Below are 21,391 nucleotides of genomic sequence, written 5' to 3'. Positions count from 1 at the left end.
GCCGCCCGGCAAAACAGGCAAACGAGGTTCTTATGTCCGTACTCGATCTAAACGCCCTTAATGAGCTGCCAAAAGTCGAACGCATTCTGGCCCTGGCAGAAACCAACGCCCAACTGGAAAAACTCGACGCCGAAGGGCGCGTGGCGTGGGCGCTGGAAAACCTGCCGGGAGACTATGTGCTTTCGTCGAGCTTTGGCATTCAGGCGGCGGTCAGTCTGCATCTGGTGAATCAGATCCGTCCGGACATTCCGGTGATCCTCACCGATACCGGCTATCTGTTCCCGGAGACCTATCAGTTTATCGACGAGCTGACGGACAAGCTCAAGCTGAACCTGAAGGTTTATCGCGCAACCGAAAGCGCGGCCTGGCAGGAGGCGCGTTACGGCAAGCTGTGGGAGCAGGGCGTTGAGGGCATCGAGAAATACAATGAGATCAACAAGGTCGAGCCGATGAACCGCGCGCTGAAAGATCTTCATGCGCAGACGTGGTTTGCTGGGCTCCGCCGCGAGCAATCCGGGAGCCGGGCAACGCTGCCGGTGCTGGCGGTGCAGCGTGGCGTGTTCAAAGTGCTGCCGATCATTGACTGGGATAACCGCACGGTGTACCAGTATCTGCAAAAGCACGGGCTGAAGTACCATCCGCTGTGGGATCAGGGCTACCTGTCGGTAGGCGACACCCATACCACGCGTAAATGGGAACCGGGAATGGCGGAAGAAGAGACGCGATTCTTTGGGCTGAAGCGCGAGTGCGGGCTGCACGAAGGGTAATGTTTTTTCGCCCGGTGGCGGCTACGCCTTACCGGGCCTACGTTTCGTGCCGTTGTAGGCCCGGTAAGCGCAGCGCCACCGGGCTTAATTGCATCAGGCTTTCCCCGCTTTCGCCAGCTCCTTCACCAGCGGCAGCATCACTTTCACGACATCCCGGCTGCGGTGCTCAATCCGCTGCGGCAGCGTTTTATCAATGTGCTGCTGATTATCCAGCCGCACGTCATGCCAGCTGGTCCCGTTTGGGAACGCCTTCGATTTAGCGCGCTGCTGATAGCCATCTTTTTTGCCCAGCGCCCAGTTAGTTGCCTCGACGTACAGCACCGGAATGCCCGCCTTATCAAACACTTCACCGTCATTACAGCAGCCCGTGCCTTTGGGATAATCGGGGTTACCGCCCGGATTTGTCGCGGCATAGACGCCATGCGTGCGGGCAAGCGCCAGCGCGCGGTCGCGGGTGAGTTTACGTACGCTGCTCGGCGTGCTCTGTCCGCTATTAAAATAGAGCTTATCTCCCACGATCAGATTATCGAGGTTAATCACCAGCAACGTATTTTTCTTCTCCTCAGCGGTCATGCGCTTAAGGAGATTCTCAGCGCCGAGTTTTCCTTCTTCTTCACCGCTGGTCGCAACAAAGCGAATGCTGTATTTCGTCGGAATATTCTTCAGGCGTTCGGCCAGCTCAAGCATGACGCCCAGCCCCGCCGCATTGTCATCCAGTCCCTGAAGCGTCAGCCCGCCGAGGTTATTATCGACATCAGCGTCGCTCATCGGCGTGTAGGTATCAAGGTGCGCCATAATAATAATCTGCTCAGCCGCCTTTCCTTCGTGCGCGGCAATGACCGTGCTGCCGGTTACGTTATGCCAGTTCTGCGTTTTATTGCGTGAGGTATAGATGTAGCGGCTGTGGAAAGCGCGAATGTCGCTCTCATAGCCCATATCCGCAAACTGCTGACGAATATAGTCTGCCGAGAGCATTTCGGCTGGGGTTCCGGTCATGCGGCCCGGAAAGACCGTCGCAATATGCCGCGCCTGCATACTGGCTATTTCACCGTAAGATTGATTTTTTGCCTGAGCCGGAAGGATAAAGCAAACGCCGAGCGCCAGGGCAACGAATCGGTGGCGCATTGCGGAAAACATAGTGAGTCCTTAAAAACAGAGCAAAATTTTAACCCGCATAGTATGAAACTGTGATCGGGTAGACACAATTTGAATTGCGCTTAAATGCCCGAAATTTCGCGTGTTAAGCACTTTTTGATATTTGCTTTTCCACGGCGTTATTCCATTGAGTAACTACTCATTCCAATTCGTAATTTCATTCGATCTAAGCCGCCCCCTATAGTCCCTTTATTCCTGGTTGTTAGTGAGTTGTTGCCTGTGGACTATCTCCCCCTTTTTGCCGCCTTGAAAGACCGACCGGTACTGGTTGTCGGGACGGGTGAAATTGCCGATCGCAAAATCGCGTTCCTGCAACGCGCCGGGGCGCAGGTGCAGGTCGTTGCAGAGGCGGATTTTGAAGAGTCTCAGATCGACAGCGTGGTGCTGGTGATTGCGGCAACCGAAGATCGGGCGCTCAACCGCCGAATCTCCGACGCAGCTCAGGACCGTCACCGTCTGGTGAACGTGGTAGACGACCAGCCGCTGTGCTCGTTTATCTTCCCGTCGATTGTTGACCGCTCGCCGCTGCTGGTGGCGATCTCCTCCGGCGGCACCGCGCCGGTGCTGGCGCGCGTACTGCGGGAAAAAATCGAAGCGCTGCTGCCGACCAGCCTCGGGCGCATGGCGGAGAAGGCCAGCTACTGGCGCAACCACCTTAAAACGCGTCTGACCAGCGTGACGGAACGCCGTCGCTTCTGGGAGCGTGTGTTTCGCGGCCGCTTTGCCAGCCTGATGCATGCCGGTAACGAGACGGCGGCGCAACAAATACTCGAAGACGAACTGGATAACCCCGGCAGTACGGGCGGGGAGATCATTCTGGTGGGCGCCGGGCCGGGCGATGCCGGGCTGCTCACGCTGCGTGGCCTCCAGGTTCTTCAGGATGCGGATGTCGTGTTCTACGACCATCTGGTCACCGACGGTATTCGCGAACTGATCCGCCGTGACGCGGAGCAAATCTGCGTTGGTAAACGTGCCGGCGAGCACTCCGTGCCGCAGCACGACACCAATCAAATGCTGATTGCCGCCGCGAAAGCGGGCAAGACCGTGGTGCGCCTGAAAGGGGGCGACCCGTTTATCTTCGGCCGTGGTGGCGAGGAGTTGCAGGCGGCAGCCGAAGCGGGCGTCCCGTTCCAGGTGGTCCCCGGCATTACGGCGGCGTCTGCCGTCACGGCCTACGCCGGTATTCCGCTGACCCATCGCGATTACGCCCAGAGCGTGACCTTTGTGACCGGGCATTATAAAGCCGACAGCACGCCGTTTGACTGGTCGCATCTCGCCCAGAGCCGACAAACGCTGGCGATTTATATGGGCACGATGAAAGCGGCAGACATCAGCGAACAGCTTATTCAGCACGGTCGCGATGCGACGACGCCGATAGCAGTGATCTCCCGCGGGACACGCGTCGATCAGCATGTCGCCATCGGCACTTTACAAGACCTTGCAACCCTGGCGAAAGACGCCCCGATGCCCGCCCTGATCGTGGTGGGAGAAGTGGTGCAGTTGCACAGCTCGCTCGCCTGGTTCCAACACACAACCGACACAGAAGGCTTCGGCGCTTCTGTTGTAAATTTGGCTTAAGGAACGGTTATGGACCAAAAACGACTTACTCACCTGCGGCAGCTCGAAGCGGAAAGTATCCACATTATCCGCGAAGTGGCCGCCGAGTTCTCTAACCCGGTGATGATGTACTCCATCGGTAAAGATTCCAGCGTCATGCTGCACCTGGCGCGTAAAGCGTTTTATCCGGGGACGCTGCCGTTCCCGCTGCTGCATGTGGATACCGGCTGGAAATTCCGCGAGATGTACGAGTTTCGTGACCGTACCGCCAAAGCCTACGGCTGCGAGCTGCTGGTGCACAAAAACCCGGAAGGGGTGGCGATGGGCATCAACCCGTTCGTGCACGGCAGCGCCAAGCATACCGATATCATGAAAACCGAAGGGCTGAAGCAGGCGCTGAATAAATACGGTTTTGATGCGGCCTTCGGCGGCGCACGGCGTGACGAAGAGAAATCCCGCGCCAAAGAGCGTATCTACTCTTTCCGCGACCGCTTCCACCGCTGGGACCCGAAAAACCAGCGTCCGGAGCTGTGGCACAACTACAACGGCCAGATCAACAAGGGCGAAAGCATTCGCGTCTTCCCGCTCTCCAACTGGACCGAGCTGGATATCTGGCAGTACATCTATCTGGAAAATATTGAGATCGTTCCGCTGTATCTGGCAGCAGAGCGCCCGGTCCTGGAGCGCGACGGCATGCTGATGATGATCGACGACGATCGCATTGATTTACAGCCGGGTGAAGTGATCAAAAAACAGATGGTCCGTTTCCGTACTCTCGGCTGCTGGCCGTTGACCGGCGCGGTGGAATCCAGTGCGCAGACGCTGCCGGAGATCATCGAGGAGATGCTGGTGTCGACCACCAGTGAGCGACAGGGCCGCGTGATTGACCGCGACCAGGCAGGCTCCATGGAGCTGAAGAAACGTCAGGGTTATTTCTAAGGAGCCGCCATGAATACGACTATTGCCCAACAAATTGCCGATGAAGGCGGCGTAGAAGCTTATCTGCACGCCCAACAGTACAAAAGTCTGTTGCGTTTCCTGACCTGCGGCAGCGTTGATGACGGGAAAAGTACCCTGATTGGTCGTCTGCTGCACGACACGCGACAAATTTACGAAGATCAGCTCTCTTCCCTGCACAATGACAGTAAACGCCACGGCACCCAGGGCGAAAAACTCGACCTGGCGCTGCTGGTGGACGGCTTGCAGGCGGAGCGCGAGCAGGGCATTACCATTGATGTCGCCTATCGCTACTTCTCTACCGAAAAGCGCAAATTTATTATCGCCGACACCCCGGGGCATGAGCAGTACACCCGTAACATGGCGACCGGCGCGTCTACCTGTGACCTGGCGATCCTGCTGATGGACGCCCGTAAAGGCGTGCTGGATCAGACGCGTCGTCACAGCTTTATCTCTACGCTGCTGGGGATCAAACACCTGGTGGTGGCGGTGAACAAAATGGATCTGGTGGACTACAGCGAAGCGCGATTCGACGAGATCCGCCAGAGCTACCTGACCTTTGCTGAACAGCTGCCGGGCAACCTCGATATTCGCTTTGTGCCGCTGTCGGCGCTGGAAGGGGATAACGTCGCCTCTCAGAGCGCGAACATGCCGTGGTACAGCGGCCCGACGCTGCTGGAGGTGCTGGAAACCGTTGAAATTCAGCGCGTGGTTGAGACCCAGCCGATGCGCTTCCCGGTGCAGTACGTAAACCGTCCGAACCTCGATTTCCGCGGCTTCTCCGGCACCCTTGCGTCCGGCTCGGTCAACGTGGGCCAGCGTGTGAAGGTGCTGCCGTCCGGCGTGGAATCGACCATTGCCCGTATCGTCACCTTTGATGGCGATCTGGACGAAGCAGGGGCAGGTGAAGCGGTAACCCTGGTGCTAAAAGACGAGATTGACATCAGCCGCGGCGATCTGCTGGTCGACGCGCAGGAAACGCTGGCGGCGGTGCAGGGCGCATCCGTGGACGTGGTGTGGATGGCGGAACAGCCCCTGACCGCAGGCCAGAGCTATGACATTAAAATTGCCGGCAAGAAAACCCGCGCTCGCGTGGACGGCATTCAGTTCCAGGTGGACATCAACAACCTGACCCACCGTGACGTGAGCGAGCTGCCGCTGAATGGCATCGGTCTGGTGGATCTGACCTTCGACGAGCCGCTGGTGCTGGATCCGTATCAGCAGAATCCGGTGACGGGCGGGCTGATCTTTATCGACCGCCTGACCAACGTCACCGTCGGCGCCGGGATGGTCCGTGAGCCAAACGCGCAGGCTACCGTGGCCTCTGAGTTCAGCGCGTTTGAACTTGAGCTGAATGCGCTGGTGCGTAAACACTTCCCGCACTGGGGCGCACGCGATTTGCTGGGAGGCAAGTAATGGCTGCCCATGATGAGAACGTCGTCTGGCATCCTCATCCGGTCACCGTCGCCCAGCGCGAACAGCTCCACGGTCACCGTGGGGTTGTGCTGTGGTTTACCGGGCTGTCTGGCTCCGGTAAATCCACGGTGGCAGGCGCGCTGGAAGAAGCGCTGCATCAGCAGGGAGTGAGCACCTACCTGCTGGACGGCGACAACGTGCGTCACGGCCTGTGCAGCGATTTAGGGTTCAGCGATGAAGACCGTAAAGAGAACATTCGCCGGGTGGGAGAAGTCGCCAGCCTGATGGCGGATGCCGGGCTGGTGGTGCTGACGGCGTTTATCTCACCGCACCGCGCCGAACGTCAGATGGTGCGTGAGCGCGTGGGCCGGAATCGCTTCATTGAAGTGTTTGTGGATACGCCGCTGGCAATCTGCGAAGCGCGCGATCCGAAAGGGCTGTATAAAAAAGCCCGCGCGGGAGAGCTGCGAAACTTCACCGGTATTGACTCGGTTTACGAAGCGCCTGAATCCCCTGAGATTCATCTGGAAGGTCAACAATTGGTAACAAATTTAGTAAGCCAATTATTAGACCTGCTCAGACGGGACGATATTATCAGATCCTGAGACGGTATCGTTCGGGAGCTGTCTTCCCGAGCGATGAGTCACGGTCACAGGATTAGCTATGCGCAACAGTGAAAACTACATGATTACCACCGGGTCGGAACCGTTAACGACCGACGACGAGACGACCTGGTCCTTCCCTGGGGCGATTGTCGGCTTTGTGTCGTGGCTACTGGCGCTGGGTATCCCGTTTTTGATCTACGGTGGAAACACCCTCTTTTTCTTCCTCTATACCTGGCCTTTCTTCCTCGCGCTGATGCCCGTTGCGGTTGTGGTGGGCGTGGCGCTGCACTCCCTTTTCAACGGCAAGCTCCTGTATAGTACGCTCATCACTATCGCCACCGTTGTGGCCATCTTTGGCCTGCTGTTTTTATGGCTGATGGGCTAACTTACGGCATAATTAAAACCCCGCAGTAGAGTCCAGCGGAAAGTTATGGGATGATGATGCCGTTTTTTCAGGGGGCAGGATGGGTAAACTAACGCTGCTGTTGCTGGCTTTGCTGGTCTGGCTGCAATATTCGCTGTGGTTCGGCAAAAACGGACTGCACGACTACAGCCGGGTGAGCGATGACGTCGCGGCACAGCAGGCGACAAACGCCAAACTTAAAGCGCGTAACGATCAACTTTTTGCTGAAATTGATGACCTCAATGGCGGCCAGGAGGCGATTGAGGAGCGCGCACGCAATGAACTTAGTATGACTAAGCCGGGCGAAACGTTTTATCGCCTGGTTCCGGATGCGTCTAAACGCAATCAGGGCTCCGCACAAAACAATCGATAATCAGGCCCAGGATTACGACATGGCAGCAACTTTTTCGGACGTCTGTGCCGTGGTGCCGGCCGCAGGTTTTGGCCGGCGTATGCAGACAGAATGTCCTAAGCAGTATCTCTCAATTGGCGATAAAACGATCCTCGAGCACGCCGTGGCGGCGCTGCTGGCGCATGCCCGGGTGAAACGCGTTGTTATTGCCATCAGCCCCGGCGATGCACGTTTTGCGCAGCTCCCGCTGGCGAATCATCCTCAGATTACCGTCGTTGACGGCGGCGCAGAGCGGGCTGACTCCGTTCTGGCGGGCATTCAGGCTGCCGGGAACGCGCAGTGGGTGCTGGTGCACGATGCCGCGCGTCCCTGTCTGCATCACGACGATCTGTCGCGTCTGCTGGCCCTGAGTGAAACCAGTACAGTGGGCGGCATTCTGGCCGCCCCGGTGCGTGACACCATGAAGCGTGCCGAACCGGGTAAACCGGCGATTGCCCACACCGTCGAGCGCGTCGATCTGTGGCACGCGCTGACGCCACAATTTTTTCCCCGCGAATTACTCCACGACTGCTTAACGCGAGCGCTTAAAGAAGGTGCGACCATTACGGACGAAGCCTCGGCGCTGGAGTATTGCGGTTTCCACCCCACGCTTGTTGAAGGGCGCGCTGATAATATAAAAGTGACGCGCCCGGAAGACTTACAGCTCGCGGAATTTTATCTTACCCGTACGACCCCTCAGGAGAAGGCATAATGCGTATTGGACACGGTTTTGATGTACACGCCTTTGGTGGCGTTGGCCCAATTATCATTGGCGGCGTGCGCATTCCTTACGAAAAAGGTCTGCTGGCGCATTCTGATGGCGACGTGGCGCTGCATGCGCTGACCGACGCGCTGCTGGGTGCCGCCGCGCTGGGCGACATTGGCAAACTGTTCCCGGACACCGATCCTGCTTTTAAAGGCGCAGACAGCCGCGAACTGCTGCGCGAAGCCTGGCGTCGTATTCAGGCCAAAGGCTACACCCTCGGCAACGTTGATGTGACGATCATTGCTCAGGCACCAAAGATGCTGCCGCACATCCCTCAGATGCGCGTGTTTATCGCTGAAGATCTGGGTTGCCATATGGACGACGTCAACGTCAAAGCGACCACCACGGAGAAGCTGGGCTTTACCGGTCGTGGCGAAGGCATTGCCTGTGAAGCCGTGGCGCTGCTGGTGAAGGCGGCCAAATGACGGATTTCGACAATCTGACGTATCTGCACGGTAAACCGCAGGGCAAGGGTCTGCTGAAAGCCAACCCTGAAGATTTCGTGGTAGTGGAAGATCTGGGTTTTGAGCCGGACGGCGAAGGCGAGCACATCCTGGTGCGCATTCTGAAAAACGGCTGCAATACCCGCTTCGTGGCGGACGCGCTGGCAAAATTCCTCAATATTCACGCCCGCGAAGTGAGCTTTGCCGGTCAAAAAGATAAACATGCCGTGACCGAACAGTGGCTTTGCGCCCGCGTGCCCGGTAATGCCATGCCCGATTTAAGCAAATTTGAGCTTGAGGGCTGTAAGGTACTGGAGTACGCCCGCCATAAACGCAAACTGCGTCTGGGCGCACTGAAAGGTAATGCCTTTACCCTGGTGTTGCGCGAAGTGACCGAACGCGAGGACGTTGAAAAACGCCTGAAGGCCATTAACGAACGCGGCGTACCAAACTATTTCGGCGCTCAGCGCTTTGGTATCGGTGGTAGCAACCTGCTGGGCGCGCTGCGCTGGGCGCAAAGCGGTGCACCGGTGCGCGATCGTAATAAACGCAGTTTTTGGTTGTCGGCGGCCCGCAGTGCGTTGTTTAATCAGATTGTGAGCGAACGGCTGAAAAAACCGGACGCGAATCAAGTTGTTGTCGGCGATGCGCTACAATTAGCGGGACGCGGAAGCTGGTTTGTGGCAACGGCCGAAGAGATGGCCGATGTCCAGTCGCGCGTGGACGCTAAAACGCTGATGATTACCGCCGCCTTGCCGGGTTCAGGCGACTGGGGAACCCAGGGCGAGGCGCTGGCCGCTGAGCAGTCAGCGGTGGCGGATGCGCCAGAATTACAATCGTTGCTGGTGCGGGAAAAGGTCGAGGCGGCACGTCGTGCGATGCTCCTCTACCCGCAACAGCTGAGCTGGAACTGGTGGGATGACGTAACCGTCGAGTTACGCTTCTGGCTGCCGGCAGGTAGCTTTGCCACCAGTGTTGTCAGGGAACTTATCAACACGTCGGGTGATTATGCGAATATTGCTGAGTAACGATGACGGGATCCATGCGCCAGGTATTCAGACGCTGGCGAAACACCTCCGCGAATTTGCGGATGTGCAGGTCGTGGCTCCCGATCGTAACCGCAGTGGCGCGTCTAACTCATTGACGCTGGAGTCTTCACTTCGCACCTTTACCTTTGAGAATGGCGATATTGCCGTCCAGATGGGGACGCCGACCGACTGCGTGTTTCTGGGCGTGAACGCGCTGATGCGCCCGCGGCCGGACGTTGTGGTCTCCGGCATCAATGCCGGGCCAAATCTTGGCGATGATGTGATTTACTCCGGCACCGTGGCCGCGGCGATGGAAGGGCGTCACCTGGGGTTTCCGGCGCTGGCGGTCTCGTTAAACGGTCACACCCACTATGACACAGCCGCCGCGGTGACCTGCTCCATTCTCCGTGCGCTTGGCCGCGAGCCGCTGCGTACCGGACGTATCCTCAATATTAACGTGCCGGACCTCCCGCTGGACGAGATCAAAGGGATCCGCGTGACGCGCTGTGGCAGTCGCCATCCTGCCGATCAGGTTATTCCCAAGCAGGATCCGCGCGGCAATACCCTGTACTGGATCGGCCCGCCGGGAGATAAATGCGATGCCGGGCCAGACACCGACTTCGCTGCGGTGGATGAAGGGTACGTTTCCGTTACGCCGTTGCACGTAGATTTAACCGCTTATAGCGCGCATGATGTGGTGTCGGACTGGTTAGATCGGGTCGGAGTGAACGCGCAATGGTAAGTAAACGTGTACAAACTCTTCTGGAACAATTACGCGCACAGGGGATCGCCAACGAGCAGGTGCTGAACGCGCTTGCCCAGGTTCCCCGTGAGAAGTTTGTAGATGAGGCGTTTGAACACAAAGCGTGGGAAAACGTGGCGCTGCCCATTGGGCAAGGCCAGACGATTTCGCAGCCCTACATGGTGGCGCGTATGACGGAGCTTCTGGAGCTAACGCCAGAGTCCCGGGTGCTGGAAATTGGCACCGGTTCAGGGTATCAAACCGCGATCCTGGCTCACCTTGTGCACCATGTCTGTTCGGTGGAACGGATTAAAGGGTTGCAGTGGCAGGCGCGCCGTCGCCTGAAACAGCTTGATTTACATAATGTATCGACACGCCACGGCGATGGATGGCAGGGTTGGCAGGCTCGCGCCCCGTTTGACGCCATCATTGTCACGGCAGCGCCACCTGAAATCCCCACTGCGCTTCTTTCGCAGCTGGACGAGGGTGGCATTCTTGTATTGCCCGTCGGCGATGAGCAGCAGCTTTTGAAGCGCGTTCGTCGACGCGGCGGCGAGTTTATTATCGATACCGTGGAAGCCGTGCGCTTTGTGCCCCTGGTTAAGGGCGAACTGGCCTGAGACTCGGATTTTTCCAGGGTTATTAAGGCAAATTCAGCGTATGGTGTGGCGCGATAGATTCGTGCCATCACGGTTATTTTTAAGTCACTGGTAGTTAACACATTCCTGGGGGATAAATGAGCGCGGGAAGCCCAAAATTCACCATCAGCCGTGTTGCGGCATTATCACTGGTTTCGCTCTGGCTGGCAGGCTGTACAAGTTCAAATAACGCGCCTGCGCCCGTCAGTTCCGTTAATGGAACCAGCGGCTCGGGTAACACGTCCAGCGGAATGTTGATCACCCCTCCGCCTAAAATGGGCACCTCAACGGCGCAGCAAACTCCGCAGATCCAGCCGGTTCAGCGTCCAGTTACGCAGCCTACGCAGATTCAGGCAGTGGAACAGCCTGTTCAGACTGAAAATGGCCGCATAGTGTATAACCGTAAGTATGGGAACATTCCGAAAGGTAGCTATACCGGCGGCAGCACCTATACCGTGAAGCGCGGCGATACGCTGTTCTATATTGCCTGGATCACCGGGAACGATTTCCGCGATCTTGCACAGCGAAACAACGTCCAGGCCCCGTATGCTCTGGAAGTCGGGCAAACGCTTCAGGTTGGCAACGCGACGGGGACACCGCTTACGCCAGGCAACACCGTTTCAGCGGCCGACGTAACTGCGCAAAATAACAGCGTTACTCCTGCACAAAAAACCACCACGGTGGTTGCTTCACAACCTGTAATTACGTATTCTGAGGATTCAGGTGATCAGAGTGCTAACAAAATGTTGCCGAATAATAAAGGTACTGCGACTGTTGTCACAGCACCGACTACGGCACCTGTGGTTAGCTCTACTGTACCGACTGCAAGCAGTCAGAATGCCAGCTCGTCAATCACCACCTGGCGCTGGCCAACTGACGGCAAGATTATCGAGAACTTCGCTACCTCTGAGGGGGGCAACAAAGGGATCGATATCGCAGGCAGTAAAGGACAGGCAATCATCGCGACCGCAGACGGACGCGTTGTCTATGCCGGTAACGCACTGCGCGGTTACGGTAATCTTATTATCATCAAACATAACGATGATTACCTGAGTGCCTACGCCCATAACGACACTATGCTGGTCCGGGAACAACAAGAAGTTAAGGCGGGGCAAAAAATCGCTACCATGGGTAGCACCGGAACCAGTTCTACACGCTTGCATTTTGAAATTCGTTACAAGGGGAAATCCGTAAACCCGCTGCAATATTTACCGCAGCGATAAATTGACGGGGCATGCCAGCCAGGGTGTCTCGTCCAGGGATCACGGGTAGGAGCCACCTTTATGAGTCAGAATACGCTGAAAGTTCATGATTTAAATGAAGACGCGGAATTTGATGAGAACGGATCAGAGGCTTTTGACGAAAAAGCCTTAGTAGAAGAGGAACCCAGTGATAACGATTTGGCTGAAGAAGAGCTGTTATCGCAGGGTGCCACACAGCGTGTGCTGGACGCGACTCAGCTTTACCTTGGGGAGATTGGTTACTCCCCACTGCTAACGGCCGAAGAAGAAGTCTATTTCGCACGTCGTGCTTTGCGTGGTGATGTTGCCTCGCGTCGTCGCATGATCGAAAGTAACCTGCGACTGGTCGTGAAAATTGCCCGCCGTTACGGCAATCGTGGTCTGGCTCTGCTGGATCTGATTGAAGAGGGCAACTTAGGTCTCATCCGCGCAGTTGAGAAGTTTGACCCGGAACGCGGGTTCCGTTTCTCAACCTACGCGACCTGGTGGATTCGTCAGACCATCGAACGGGCTATTATGAACCAGACCCGTACGATTCGACTGCCGATCCACATCGTCAAAGAGTTGAATGTTTATCTGCGTACCGCGCGCGAGTTGTCCCATAAACTGGACCACGAGCCAAGTGCGGAAGAGATTGCAGAGCAACTCGACAAACCGGTTGATGACGTAAGCCGTATGCTGCGTCTCAACGAGCGCATTACCTCGGTTGACACCCCGCTGGGTGGTGACTCCGAAAAAGCGCTGCTGGACATTCTGGCCGATGAAAAAGACAACGGCCCGGAAGACACCACGCAGGACGATGACATGAAACAGAGCATCGTCAAATGGCTGTTCGAACTGAACGCCAAACAGCGTGAAGTGCTGGCACGTCGTTTCGGTTTACTGGGGTATGAAGCTGCGACACTGGAAGATGTCGGCCGTGAGATTGGCCTGACCCGTGAACGTGTTCGTCAGATTCAGGTTGAAGGGCTACGCCGCCTGCGTGAAATCCTGCAAGGGCAAGGTCTGAATATCGAAGCGCTGTTCCGCGAGTAAGCAACCATTCGTCAGAAAAGGCCCGTCGTGAGACGGGCCTTTTTTATGCCTTACGATTGCGCCGTTTCGTGCAGCAAACGCCAGGTGATGTTATCCCCTTCCTGATTAAGCACCGCGGTTGACCAGCGCACGTTGACGGGCTGGCCTGGCCGGGTTTGCGTCTCCCGGTAATGGAGCACCGCGCCGTTGTCCCATGTCTGAAGCGTTGTTAACGCATCAATACCGATCCTGAGCCCGGGTCGGGTTCCCCGCTGCGCATATAAAAATTTGGCCAGAGCGTGATGATCTAAATGGGCGCCACTCGGTGGAACCATCAGAAAATCCGGACGGAAACGGGCGAGCAGGGCGTCCTGTTCGCCTTCGCCTGCACCTAACCAGTTTTCAAGGGCGACGTGGATGTCGAGGATCTCTTGTTCGAAATGAGTCATGGGTGCTCCTATTGCAGTTGCGCAAGTAACTGCGTGTTATTAAGACGGTAGACGTACAGTACGGGCAGCAGAGTGATAACTGCGGCAAAAATAAACATCCCGTGCCAGGCGGCCAGCGGCGTAAAATAAGCTTGCATGAAGCTCAGCGCCTGCGCCAGCAGCAGGGTACCCGCAAAAAAGCTCAACTGACGATTCAGATTCCATAGCGCACTGGCATCAGGCATATCTTCCCGCCGCATTGTCAAAAACGCGCTGCTCTGAGCCGTACTGCTGCAAAGGCTTCCCCCCGCACCCATTAACGCAAACGCAAAGGCAGGTAACAGCATAGCCGGGCCGACGTTAATTAAAAGCAGAATGCCCGTCGCCTGCAAAAGGCAACCGATGACCACCAGCGGCCGCGGGCCGATACGGTTGAAATAGCGTCCTGTCGCGGTGATAGCCAAAAACGATGCCACAGACCACGGCAGCATAAGCATGCCCGTTGCGGTGGGCGTCATATTGGCCTCGCTCTGAAGGTAATACATGCCCGTTACGTTCACGCCAATAAAGATGCCGGGTACGCATACATAGATAAGCATGGATAAGCGCAACAGCGGATCCGTCAGCAAAGACAGGTTTACTATTCTGGTGGTGTTTATCGGTGACGGTTCTGTTTTAAGCCACGCGCAGGCCAAAACAAAGGTGACAATGGCGACGGGCAGGGTGGCAAAAAATATCCAGCGCCAGGTGAATGTCTGAACCAGCATGCCGCCCACAGCCGGTGAGCAGGCGGGGGCAAGCAGCGCGACCAGCATCACCGCCGAGGCGAGTCTGGCCCGCTCATGAGGCTTAAACTGTTGCCAGGTCAGCGCCTGACCAACCGGGATCAGTAAACCCCCTCCGGCGCCCTGCACGACGCGCCAGGCAATCAAACTTTCCAGCGAAGATGAGAAACCCGCCGCAACGGAGGCCGCGCTAAAGAGAAGCAGTGAGAGCAGAATAACGCGCTTCGGCCCGACGCTGCGCGTCAGAATACTGCTGAATGGGATGACTAACGTCAGCCCGGCAATGTATCCGTTACTTACCCAGGCAAGCGCGGAAGGTGTGGTATTGAATGCGTGAGCCATCGCCGGAAAGGCGACGCTGGCAATAAACATGTTTATCAAATCAAGGAAAAAGCCGAGCAGAAAGACGACGGCGATTTTGCTGCGATACGTCATGGAAGTTCCTCCGGTGAGGTGGCGTATCGTATCGGCCCGCGCGTTACGGATAAACGCGACAAAGGACGATATACTGTCAACATTATTTTGACAGTTAACCAGGCAAGCGATGCTTAATTTACAGCGTACGGCGATGTTTATCGCCGTAGCGGACACCGGCAGTTTCACCGCCGCGGCGGAGGCGATGGGGCTGACAAAAGCGGTGGTCAGCTTTCATATTCGTCAGCTTGAAGAGGAGCTGGGCGTCACCCTGTTGCTGCGAACCACCCGACGCCTGACGCTGACCGAAGCGGGGAAGCTCTTTCATCAACGAAGCGTGATGCTGTTACGGGATGCAGAGCGATTGCAGGATGATGTTCGCGCCAACCACGCCGGGCTGACGGGAGAACTGCGGATCACCACCACGCCCGAGTATGGCTCGCAGGTGGTGGTGCCTTTGCTGGCTGAGTTTAGCCAGCTGCACCCTGATCTCCGCGTGCGGCATGTCTCGTCCTCTTTGCATGCCGATCTTATCGCCGAGCGCTTCGATGTCGCTATCCGGCTCGGCACGCTTGCAGATTCGCGCTACCACGCCGCGTTGATGACCTCCTTCACCATCCTGCCCGTGGCGACGCCATGCTGGCTGGCAAACCATCCGGTTGACTCGCTGGAGCAGCTGGCGGAAGCGGACTGGATCATTCACGAGCGTTTAACGTCGCCGCTGCGCTGGCAGGTGAGAGGCGTTGATCGGCATCCGGTTTCCTTTGAGATCAGAAAAGCGCCGCGCCTGTATGCAGACAGTGCCCAGGCGTTGATGGCTTTTGCCCTCGCGGGATGTGGCGTGGCGCTGTTGCCGGAGTGGCTGGTGCGTAACGCACTGGATGCAGGGAAGCTGGTCTCGCTGTTACCGGAGTACACGTTTGCTCAGCAGGGCATCTATGCTGTTTATCCCGATGCCCGGCATGTGCCCGCGAAAGTGCGAACATTTATTGATTTTATGCGCGTCAGGGTTACTTAACCCTGCATCATCTTTTTAATGAGCGCTGAAAATTGCTCTCGTTCCGCGCCGTTAAGGCGCCCTAAAAACGCCTCATCCACCTCATTTCCAATCGGTTTACTGCTCTCAAGCAGGGCCTCACCTTCGGCCGTCAGAAAGACAAACCGACGGCGTTTGTCCGCCGGATCGTGCTCGCGCCTGACCAGGCCGCGTGCTTCCATGCGGCTCAGCATTTCTGCCAGCGTCGCTTTGGTGCTCACCGCGACTTCAGTCAGGGCAACCTGCTCAATGCCAGGATTTTCAGCAATTGACCGCATCACCGCATATTGTGGTTTGGTCAGTTCGGGCAATGCGTGTTGCCACTGGGCGGTATGCTGTTGAAAAAGCTGACGTAGCAGGTGAAACGCTTCTTGTCTTAACTCCATGGACACTCCGACGGAAAAATACTCCCTCTATGATAGCCGCTCTCGGGCTGAATTTTAACGCGAGAGTTTTTTTAGCGAATAGTGTGATCGTATGCGAACGATCTTGTCAGCAGCAGGATCGAGGCGTAGTTTAGTTAATATGTTCGTATACGAACAAACTAATTGAGGTGCTGAATGAGATTGATTGTGGGAATGACGGGCGCGACGGGTGCGCCATTAGGCGTGGCGTTGTTGCAGGCGCTGCGGGAAATGCCGGAGGTGGAAACGCATCTGGTGATGTCGAAGTGGGCAAAAACCACGATTGAGCTGGAAACGCCCTTCACTGCGCATGACGTTGCTGCACTGGCGGATGTCGTCCATAGCCCGGCCGATCAGGCTGCCACCATCTCCTCCGGCTCGTTTCGCACCGACGGCATGATCGTCATTCCGTGCAGCATGAAAACGCTGGCGGGTATCCGCGCGGGCTACGCCGAAGGGCTGGTAGGGCGTGCGGCAGACGTGGTGCTGAAAGAGGGACGCAAGCTGGTGCTGGTTCCGCGTGAGACGCCGCTCAGCACCATCCATCTTGAGAACATGCTTGCCCTTTCCCGCATGGGCGTGGCGATGGTGCCACCTATGCCTGCGTACTACAACCACCCGCAAACCGCCGATGACATAACCCAGCATATCGTGACCCGCGTTCTCGACCAGTTTGGTCTGGAGCATAAAAAAGCCCGACGCTGGGAAGGTTTGCAGGCAGCGAAACATTTTTCACAGGAGAATAAAGATGGCATTTGATGATTTGAGAAGCTTCTTGCAGGCGCTCGATGAGCAAGGGCAGCTGCTGAAAATTGAGGAAGAGGTAAACGCTGAGCCGGATTTAGCGGCCGCCGCCAACGCTACCGGACGCATTGGCGATGGTGCGCCTGCGCTGTGGTTCGATAATATTCGCGGCTTCACCGATGCCCGTGTGGTGATGAACACTATCGGCTCGTGGCAAAACCACGCTATTTCGATGGGGCTGCCAGCAAATACCCCGGTGAAAAAACAGATCGACGAGTTTATTCGTCGCTGGGACAAATTCCCCGTCTCGCCAGAGCGTCGTGCAAATCCGGCCTGGGCGCAGAACACGGTGGACGGGGAAGACATCAACCTGTTCGACATTCTGCCGCTGTTCCGCCTGAACGACGGTGACGGGGGCTTTTATCTCGATAAAGCGTGCGTTGTCTCCCGCGATCCGCTCGACCCCGAACACTTCGGCAAGCAGAACGTCGGGATTTACCGTATGGAAGTGAAGGGCAAGCGTAAGCTCGGCCTGCAACCGGTGCCGATGCATGATATCGCGCTGCATCTGCATAAGGCAGAAGAGCGCGGCGAAGACCTGCCTATTGCCATTACGCTGGGTAACGATCCGATCATCACCCTGATGGGCGCCACGCCGCTGAAATACGATCAATCCGAGTATGAGATGGCCGGTGCGCTACGCGAAAGCCCGTATCCGATTGCGACGGCTCCGCTGACCGGTTTCGATGTGCCGTGGGGGTCGGAAGTGATCCTCGAAGGGGTGATTGAAGGCCGAAAACGTGAAATTGAAGGGCCATTCGGTGAGTTTACCGGACACTACTCCGGCGGGCGCAACATGACGGTCGTGCGCATTGATAAAGTCTCTTACCGCACAAAACCCATTTTCGAATCTCTCTACCTGGGGATGCCGTGGACCGAGATTGATTATCTGATGGGGCCCGCTACCTGCGTGCCGCTCTATCAGCAGCTGAAGGCGGAATTCCCGGAAGTGCAGGCGGTAAACGCCATGTACACTCACGGCCTGCTGGCGATTATCTCCACCAAAAAACGATACGGCGGTTTTGCCCGTGCAGTCGGGCTCCGCGCCATGACCACGCCACACGGTCTGGGTTACGTGAAAATGGTGATTATGGTGGATGAGGACGTCGATCCGTTTAACCTGCCGCAGGTGATGTGGGCGCTGTCATCGAAGGTCAATCCGGCAGGCGATCTGGTGCAGCTACCGAATATGTCTGTGCTGGAGCTTGACCCCGGCTCCAGCCCGGCGGGGATCACTGACAAGCTGATCATTGATGCCACCACCCCAGTCGCTCCGGACAACCGTGGTCACTACAGCCAGCCGGTACAGGATCTCCCTGAAACCAAAGCCTGGGCCGAAAAACTGACCGCGATGCTGGCGGCACGTCAATAAGGAGGAAAAAATGATTTGTCCACGTTGTGCCGATGAACATATTGAGGTGATGGCAACATCACCGGTGAAAGGTGTCTGGACGGTATACCAGTGTCAGCACTGTCTGTATACCTGGCGCGATACCGAACCGCTGCGCCGTACCAGCCGCGAGCATTACCCGGAAGCGTTCCGCATGACGCAGAAGGATATTGATGAAGCACCGCAGGTGCCGACGATCCCGCCGCTGCTGTAATAAAAAGCCCGGAGGCGCTGCGCTTACCGGGCGATAATATTGTGCGGTCTTTTGCCCGGTGGCGCTACGCTTACCGAGCCTACGGGTTTTGTAGGCCGGGTAAGGCGAAGCCGCCACCCGGCAAAAAAGACCGCAGAGAACTAAACCAGACTCTTCAACCGATAAATCCACTCCAGCGCCTGACGCGGCGTCAGCGAATCCGGATCGAGATTTTCCAGCGCTTCTACAGCCGGAGATGTCTCTTCCGGCACCGCCAGCAGTGACATCTGCGTACCATCTATCTGCGTAGCTGCCGCATTCGGTGACAAACTTTCCAGCTCACGCAATTTCTGACGCGCGCGCTTAATCACCTCTTTCGGCACACCCGCCAGCGCGGCGACGGCCAGGCCATAGCTCTTGCTTGCCGCGCCGTCCTGCACCGTGTGCATAAAGGCGATGGTGTCGCCGTGCTCAAGCGCATCAAGGTGGACGTTAGCCACGCCTTCCATTTTCTCTGGCAGCTGTGTCAGTTCGAAATAGTGCGTCGCGAACAGCGTCAGCGCCTTGATTTTATTCGCCAGACTTTCCGCGCACGCCCAGGCCAGGGACAGGCCGTCATAGGTGGAGGTACCGCGTCCTACTTCGTCCATCAACACCAGACTGTTCTCTGTCGCGTTATGCAGAATGTTGGCGGTTTCGGTCATCTCGACCATAAAGGTAGAGCGACCGCTCGCCAGATCGTCAGCCGCACCCACACGGGTGAAGATACGGTCGACAGGGCCAATCTCAACCTTCTGCGCCGGAACGTAGCTGCCGATGTAGGCGAGCAGCGCGATAAGGGCTGTCTGGCGCATATAGGTACTTTTACCGCCCATATTGGGGCCGGTAATGATCAGCATTCTTCGCTGCGGTGACAGATTCAACGGGTTGGCAATAAACGGCTCGTTCAGCACCTGCTCAACCACCGGATGGCGACCTTCGGTAATGCGAATGCCGGGCTTGTCAGTAAAGGTAGGACAGGTGTAGTTCAGCGTTTCGGCGCGCTCGGCCAGGTTTACCAGCACATCCAGCTCGGCCAGCGCAGCGGCGCTCATTTGAAGGTCAGCCAGATGCGGCATCAGGATGTCGAACAGCTCGTCATACAGCTGTTTCTCCAGCGCCAGCGCTTTACCTTTCGACGTGAGCACTTTGTCTTCGTACTCTTTCAGCTCGGGAATAATGTAGCGCTCGGCATTTTTCAGCGTCTGGCGGCGAACGTAGTGAATCGGTGCCAGGTGGCTCTGCCCACGACTGATCTGGATATAGTAACCGTGTACGGCGTTGTAGCCGACTTTCAGGGTGTCGAGCCCCAGACGTTCACGCTCGCGGATTTCCAGCTTATCCAGATAATCCGTCGCGCCATCGGCCAGCGCACGCCATTCGTCCAGCTCTTCGTTATAACCCGGAGCAATAACCCCGCCATCCCGCACCAGAACAGGCGGCGCATCAATGATGGCGCGTTCCAGCAGTTCGCGAAGCTCGGTAAATTCGCCCATGGTTTCGCGCAGCTTTTGCACTGGCGCGCTGTCGATCTCTCCCAGCTGAGCGCGCAGTTCCGGCAACTGCTGGAAAGCGTGACGCATACGGGCGAGATCGCGTGGACGCGCGGTACGCAATGCCAGGCGCGCCAGGATACGCTCAAGATCACCCACCTGACGCAGCACCGGCTGCAATTCGGTGTAACGATCCTGCAATGCGGCAATGGTTTGCTGACGGCCAATCAGCGTTTCGGTGTTGCGGATCGGCATATGCAGCCAGCGTTTGAGCATACGGCTGCCCATGGGGGTAACCGTGCTGTCAAGAACCGACGCCAGCGTATTTTCCATGCCGCCAGCGAGGTTCTGCGTGATCTCCAGGTTGCGGCGCGTGGCGGCATCCATGATGATGCTGTCCTGCTGACGCTCCATGGTAATTGAACGGATATGGGGCAGGGCGGTACGCTGCGTATCCTTCACGTACTGCAACAGACAGCCTGCGGCACATAGCCCGCGCGGGGCATTTTCCACACCAAAGCCAATCAAATCGCGCGTGCCAAATTGCAGGTTCAGCTGCTGGCGCGCGGTATCAATTTCGAACTCCCACAGTGGACGACGACGCAGGCCGCGGCGACCTTCAATCAGCGCCATCTCGGCGAAATCCTCTGCATAAAGCAGTTCTGCCGGATTGGTGCGCTGTAGTTCAGCCGCCATGGTTTCACGGTCAGCCGGTTCACTCAGGCGAAAACGACCGGAGCTGATATCCAGCGTGGCATAGCCAAACCCTTTACCGTCCTGCCAGATCGCCGCCAGCAGGTTATCCTGGCGCTCCTGAAGCAGGGCTTCATCGCTGATGGTTCCCGGCGTCACGATGCGTACGACCTTGCGCTCAACGGGGCCTTTCGACGTGGCCGGGTCGCCAATTTGTTCGCAGATAGCGACAGACTCGCCCTGGTTCACCAGCTTCGCCAGATAGTTTTCAACCGCGTGATGCGGGATACCCGCCATCGGGATGGGTTCGCCTGCCGACGCGCCACGTTTCGTCAGAGAAATGTCGAGCAGCTGAGACGCACGTTTCGCATCGTCATAAAAAAGCTCGTAAAAATCGCCCATACGGTAAAACAGCAGAATTTCCGGATGCTGTGCCTTCAGCTTCAGGTACTGCTGCATCATCGGCGTATGCGCGTCGAAATTGTCGATTGTGCTCATGGAGTTATGATATCCATTTCTTTGAAAATATTACGCTTTGAGCGGCTCAATGGCCGATTGTTCCTTCTATTGTCGCATGAAAAAAAGGTGC

24 protein-coding genes are annotated in these 21,391 nt (G+C 56.9%); 18 read left to right on the top strand and 6 right to left on the bottom strand.

Going from position 1 to position 21,391, the window contains the following annotated elements:
• Positions 1 to 32 precede the first annotated feature (32 nt).
• Positions 33 to 767, top strand: coding sequence for a phosphoadenosine phosphosulfate reductase (gene cysH, locus INF86_RS01860; RefSeq protein ID WP_193543165.1), 735 nt, complete (start codon positions 33 to 35; stop codon positions 765 to 767).
• Between the two features lie 93 nt (positions 768 to 860).
• On the opposite strand, the gene INF86_RS01855 is transcribed toward cysH, so the two are convergent.
• The gene (locus INF86_RS01855; protein WP_023298484.1) at positions 861 to 1,904 is read right to left on the bottom strand and encodes an aminopeptidase; all 1,044 of its coding nucleotides are present in this window, start codon (positions 1,902 to 1,904) and stop codon (positions 861 to 863) included.
• Positions 1,905 to 2,141: 237 nt separating this feature from the next.
• On the opposite strand from INF86_RS01855, the gene cysG reads away from it, so the two are divergent.
• From cysG to INF86_RS01800, 11 genes are all read left to right on the top strand, one after another.
• Positions 2,142 to 3,500 carry a siroheme synthase CysG gene (gene cysG, locus INF86_RS01850; protein WP_165716032.1) on the top strand — a complete coding sequence of 453 codons (1,359 nt, stop codon included), beginning with the start codon at positions 2,142 to 2,144 and terminating at the stop codon, positions 3,498 to 3,500.
• A 9-nt stretch (positions 3,501 to 3,509) separates the two neighbouring features.
• On the top strand, positions 3,510 to 4,418 hold the full coding sequence (cysD, locus tag INF86_RS01845; RefSeq protein WP_006811770.1) for a sulfate adenylyltransferase subunit CysD: 909 nt from the start codon (positions 3,510 to 3,512) through the stop codon (positions 4,416 to 4,418).
• A 9-nt stretch (positions 4,419 to 4,427) separates the two neighbouring features.
• A complete protein-coding gene (gene cysN, locus INF86_RS01840; protein ID WP_022649189.1) occupies positions 4,428 to 5,852 on the top strand; it encodes a sulfate adenylyltransferase subunit CysN in 1,425 nt (474 codons plus the stop codon).
• Complete coding sequence (gene cysC / locus INF86_RS01835; protein ID WP_022649188.1) at positions 5,852 to 6,457, top strand: adenylyl-sulfate kinase; 606 nt, start codon at positions 5,852 to 5,854, stop codon at positions 6,455 to 6,457. The genes cysN and cysC overlap by 1 nt, the downstream gene beginning before the upstream one ends.
• A gap of 58 nt (positions 6,458 to 6,515) precedes the next feature.
• Positions 6,516 to 6,842 (top strand): DUF3561 family protein, encoded by a 327-nt coding sequence (locus INF86_RS01830; RefSeq protein WP_022649187.1) that lies wholly within the window; start codon positions 6,516 to 6,518, stop codon positions 6,840 to 6,842.
• Positions 6,843 to 6,921: 79 nt separating this feature from the next.
• On the top strand, positions 6,922 to 7,233 hold the full coding sequence (gene ftsB, locus INF86_RS01825) for a cell division protein FtsB (protein ID WP_003862095.1): 312 nt from the start codon (positions 6,922 to 6,924) through the stop codon (positions 7,231 to 7,233).
• Between the two features lie 19 nt (positions 7,234 to 7,252).
• The gene (ispD, locus tag INF86_RS01820; RefSeq protein ID WP_023298482.1) at positions 7,253 to 7,963 is read left to right on the top strand and encodes a 2-C-methyl-D-erythritol 4-phosphate cytidylyltransferase; all 711 of its coding nucleotides are present in this window, start codon (positions 7,253 to 7,255) and stop codon (positions 7,961 to 7,963) included.
• Positions 7,963 to 8,442, top strand: coding sequence for a 2-C-methyl-D-erythritol 2,4-cyclodiphosphate synthase (gene ispF / locus INF86_RS01815; RefSeq protein ID WP_003862097.1), 480 nt, complete (start codon positions 7,963 to 7,965; stop codon positions 8,440 to 8,442). Before ispD ends, ispF begins: the two co-directional genes overlap by 1 nt.
• Positions 8,439 to 9,488, top strand: coding sequence for a tRNA pseudouridine(13) synthase TruD (gene truD / locus INF86_RS01810; RefSeq protein WP_023298481.1), 1,050 nt, complete (start codon positions 8,439 to 8,441; stop codon positions 9,486 to 9,488). Before ispF ends, truD begins: the two co-directional genes overlap by 4 nt.
• Complete coding sequence (gene surE / locus INF86_RS01805; RefSeq protein ID WP_193543164.1) at positions 9,469 to 10,230, top strand: 5'/3'-nucleotidase SurE; 762 nt, start codon at positions 9,469 to 9,471, stop codon at positions 10,228 to 10,230. Before truD ends, surE begins: the two co-directional genes overlap by 20 nt.
• Positions 10,224 to 10,850 carry a protein-L-isoaspartate(D-aspartate) O-methyltransferase gene (locus tag INF86_RS01800; protein WP_022649184.1) on the top strand — a complete coding sequence of 209 codons (627 nt, stop codon included), beginning with the start codon at positions 10,224 to 10,226 and terminating at the stop codon, positions 10,848 to 10,850. The genes surE and INF86_RS01800 overlap by 7 nt, the downstream gene beginning before the upstream one ends.
• A 94-nt stretch (positions 10,851 to 10,944) precedes the next feature.
• On the opposite strand, the gene INF86_RS22610 is transcribed toward INF86_RS01800, so the two are convergent.
• Positions 10,945 to 11,076, bottom strand: a complete 132-nt coding sequence (locus INF86_RS22610) for a peptidase (protein ID WP_306173474.1) — start codon at positions 11,074 to 11,076, stop codon at positions 10,945 to 10,947.
• On the opposite strand from INF86_RS22610, the gene nlpD reads away from it, so the two are divergent.
• Complete coding sequence (nlpD, locus tag INF86_RS01795; RefSeq protein ID WP_306307778.1) at positions 11,018 to 12,091, top strand: murein hydrolase activator NlpD; 1,074 nt, start codon at positions 11,018 to 11,020, stop codon at positions 12,089 to 12,091. The genes INF86_RS22610 and nlpD overlap by 59 nt on opposite strands.
• Before the next feature lie 60 nt (positions 12,092 to 12,151).
• Complete coding sequence (rpoS, locus tag INF86_RS01790) at positions 12,152 to 13,144, top strand: RNA polymerase sigma factor RpoS (RefSeq protein ID WP_022649182.1); 993 nt, start codon at positions 12,152 to 12,154, stop codon at positions 13,142 to 13,144.
• Between the two features lie 50 nt (positions 13,145 to 13,194).
• Here rpoS and INF86_RS01785 read toward each other — a convergent pair whose 3' ends face one another.
• A complete protein-coding gene (locus INF86_RS01785; RefSeq protein WP_023306830.1) occupies positions 13,195 to 13,572 on the bottom strand; it encodes a DUF4440 domain-containing protein in 378 nt (125 codons plus the stop codon).
• A gap of 8 nt (positions 13,573 to 13,580) precedes the next feature.
• Positions 13,581 to 14,771, bottom strand: coding sequence for an MFS transporter (locus tag INF86_RS01780; RefSeq protein WP_193543163.1), 1,191 nt, complete (start codon positions 14,769 to 14,771; stop codon positions 13,581 to 13,583).
• Between the two features lie 109 nt (positions 14,772 to 14,880).
• Between INF86_RS01780 and INF86_RS01775 the strand changes: the two genes are divergently transcribed.
• Positions 14,881 to 15,768: a LysR family transcriptional regulator gene (locus tag INF86_RS01775; RefSeq protein ID WP_023298477.1), complete on the top strand. Its 888-nt coding sequence runs from the start codon at positions 14,881 to 14,883 to the stop codon at positions 15,766 to 15,768.
• On the opposite strand, the gene INF86_RS01770 is transcribed toward INF86_RS01775, so the two are convergent.
• Entirely contained in the window at positions 15,765 to 16,172 is a 408-nt protein-coding gene (locus tag INF86_RS01770; protein ID WP_022651767.1) for a MarR family winged helix-turn-helix transcriptional regulator, read from the bottom strand. The two genes, INF86_RS01775 and INF86_RS01770, sit on opposite strands and share 4 nt — an antisense overlap.
• A gap of 174 nt (positions 16,173 to 16,346) precedes the next feature.
• On the opposite strand from INF86_RS01770, the gene INF86_RS01765 reads away from it, so the two are divergent.
• The 3 genes from INF86_RS01765 to INF86_RS01755 are packed head-to-tail and all read left to right on the top strand — an operon-like array spanning position 16,347 to position 18,598.
• Positions 16,347 to 16,949: a non-oxidative hydroxyarylic acid decarboxylases subunit B gene (locus tag INF86_RS01765; RefSeq protein WP_003862111.1), complete on the top strand. Its 603-nt coding sequence runs from the start codon at positions 16,347 to 16,349 to the stop codon at positions 16,947 to 16,949.
• On the top strand, positions 16,939 to 18,366 hold the full coding sequence (locus INF86_RS01760) for a non-oxidative hydroxyarylic acid decarboxylases subunit C (RefSeq protein ID WP_022649178.1): 1,428 nt from the start codon (positions 16,939 to 16,941) through the stop codon (positions 18,364 to 18,366). The genes INF86_RS01765 and INF86_RS01760 overlap by 11 nt, the downstream gene beginning before the upstream one ends.
• A gap of 10 nt (positions 18,367 to 18,376) precedes the next feature.
• Positions 18,377 to 18,598 carry a non-oxidative hydroxyarylic acid decarboxylases subunit D gene (locus tag INF86_RS01755; RefSeq protein WP_003862116.1) on the top strand — a complete coding sequence of 74 codons (222 nt, stop codon included), beginning with the start codon at positions 18,377 to 18,379 and terminating at the stop codon, positions 18,596 to 18,598.
• A gap of 140 nt (positions 18,599 to 18,738) precedes the next feature.
• Here INF86_RS01755 and mutS read toward each other — a convergent pair whose 3' ends face one another.
• A complete protein-coding gene (gene mutS, locus INF86_RS01750; RefSeq protein WP_022649176.1) occupies positions 18,739 to 21,300 on the bottom strand; it encodes a DNA mismatch repair protein MutS in 2,562 nt (853 codons plus the stop codon).
• Positions 21,301 to 21,391: the final 91 nt, after the last annotated feature.

Source organism: Enterobacter cloacae complex sp. I1M, from assembly GCF_014982425.1.
Taxonomy (GTDB): Bacteria; Pseudomonadota; Gammaproteobacteria; order Enterobacterales; family Enterobacteriaceae; genus Enterobacter; species Enterobacter intestinihominis.
The sequence above is the reverse complement of the archived record's forward strand: the minus strand, read 5'-3'. Positions and strand labels throughout refer to the sequence as shown.